Consider the following 2,391-nt stretch of genomic DNA (forward strand, 5'->3'; position numbering starts at 1 on the left):
GTGTCGGTGGCCGTGAGCACACCGCTTGTGGTAAGCACCGTGTCCTCGGTCACTGCTCCGCTGTCGCTGCCGGTAATCACGGCGGCGTCATCGGTGCCGTTGACCGTGATGGTGACGGTCTCGCTGTCGCCACCGGCGGTGGTGACGGTGAAGGTCTCGCTCAGCTGATCGCCGGCGCCGAGGGCCTGGACGTCGCCACTTTCGTTGTCGAGCTGGTAGGTCCAGGCGCCGGTCTCGTCGATAGCGAAGCTGCCGTAGGTGCCGGTGGTGTTGGGTTGCGCGACGAAGCCGGACTCGCCGGCATCGGTGTCGGTGGCCGTAAGCACACCGCTTGTGGTGAGCACGGTGTCTTCCGTCACGCTGCCGGTCTGAACCCCGGTGATCTCGGCGGCGTCGTCGGTGCCGTTGACGGTAATCGTCACGGTCTCGGTGTCGCCACCGGCGGTGGTGACGGTGAAGGTCTCGCTCAGCTGATCGCCGGCGCCCAGGGCCTGAACGTCGCTGTTAGCGTTGTCGAGTTGATAGGTCCAGTTTCCAGCGGCGTCGATCGCGAAGCTGCCGTAGCTGCCGGTGGTGTTGGGCTGCGCGACGAAGCCGGACTCGCCGGCATCGGTGTCGGTGGCCGTAAGCACACCGCTTGTGGTGAGCACGGTGTCTTCCGTCACGCTGCCGGTCTGAATCCCTGTGATCTCGGCGGCGTCGTCGGTGCCGTTGACGGTAATCGTCACGGTCTCGGTGTCGCCACCGGCGGTGGTGACGGTGAAGCTCTCGGTCAGCTGATCGCCGGCGCCCAGGGCCTGAACGTTGCCACTGGCGTTATCCAGCGTGTAGCTCCACGCGCCGCTCTCGTCGATCGCGAAGCTGCCGTAGCTGCCGGTGGTATTGGGTTGCGCGACGAAGCCGGACTGACCCGCATCGGTGTCGGTGGCCGTGAGCACACCGCTTGTGGTGAGCGCGGTGTCTTCCGTCACGCTACCGGTCTGAACCCCGGTGATCTCGGCGGCATCATCGGTGCCGTTGACCGTGATGGTCACGGTCTCCGTGTCACCACCGGCGGTGGTGACGGTGAAGGTCTCGGTCAGCTGATCGCCATCGCCCAGGGCCTGGACGTCGGTGCTTTCGTTGTCGAGCTGATAGGACCAGGCGCCGCTCTCGTCGATGGCGAAGCTGCCGTACGTTCCAGCCGTGCCCGGCTGCGCCACGAAGCCGGACTCGCCCGCATCCACGTCGGTCGCGGTCAATGTGCCAGAGGTCGTCAGCACCGTATCTTCCGTCACGCTGCCGGTCTGAACGCCGGTGATCTCGGCCGCATCGTCGGTGCCGTTGACGGTGATGGTCACGGTCTCCGTATCGCCACCGGCGGTAGTAACGGTGAAGGTCTCGGTCAGCTGATCGCCGGCGCCCAGGGCCTGGACGTCGCCACTTTCGTTGTCGAGTTGATAGGACCACGCGCCGCTCTCGTCGATCGCGAAGCTGCCGTAGCTGCCAGCCGTGCCCGGCTGCGCGACGAAGCCGGACTCGCCCGCGTCCACGTCGGTCGCGGTCAATGTGCCGGAGGTGGTGAGTACCGTGTCCTCAGTCACGCTGCCGGTCTGAACGCCAGTGATCTCGGCAACGTCGTCGGTGCCGTTGACGGTGATGGTGACGGTCTCGGTGTCACCACCGGCAGTGGTGACGGTGAAGGTCTCGGTCAGCTGATCGCCGTCGCCCAGGGCCTGGACGTCGCCACTTTCGTTGTCGAGCTGGTAGGTCCAGTTACCGGCCTCGTCGATGGCAAAGCTGCCGTACGTTCCAGCCGTGCCCGGCTGCGCCACGAAGCCGGACTCGCCGGCGTCGGTGTCGGTGGCCGTGAGCACACCGCTTGTGGTAAGCACCGTGTCCTCGGTCACTGCCCCGCTGTCGCTGCCGGTAATCACCGCCGCATCGTCGGTGCCATTGACCGTAATCGTCACGGTCTCGGTATCACCGCCGGCGGTGGTGACGGTGAAGCTCTCGGTCAACTGATCGCCGTCTCCAAGGGCCTGCACGTCGGTGCTTTCGTTATCCAGCGTGTAGGTCCACGCGCCGGTCTCGTCGATGGCGAAGCTGCCGTAGCTGCCAGTGGTGTTGGGTTGCGCGACGAAGCCGGACTCGCCCGCGTCCACGTCGGTCGCGATCAATGTGCCGGAAGTGGTCAGCACCGTGTCCTCGGTCACGCTGCCGGTCTGAACCCCGGTGATCTCGGCGGCATCGTCGGTGCCATTGACCGTAATCGTCACGGTCTCGGTATCGCCACCGGCGGTGGTGACGGTGAAGCTCTCGGTCAGCTGGTCGCCGGCGCCAAGGGCCTGGACGTCGATGCTTTCGTTGTCGAGTTGATAGGTCCATGCGCCGCTCTCATCGATCGCGAAG

General features: G+C 65.8%; 1 protein-coding gene. It reads right to left on the bottom strand.

Annotated elements, in window-relative coordinates; genetic code table 11:
• On the bottom strand, positions 1–2,391 hold a 2,391-nt coding region (locus NAT49_RS14970), incomplete at both ends, for a VCBS domain-containing protein (protein ID WP_251595652.1).

Origin of the sequence: Larsenimonas suaedae, from assembly GCF_023712105.1 — a bacterium.
Classification (GTDB): Bacteria; Pseudomonadota; Gammaproteobacteria; order Pseudomonadales; family Halomonadaceae; genus Larsenimonas; species Larsenimonas suaedae.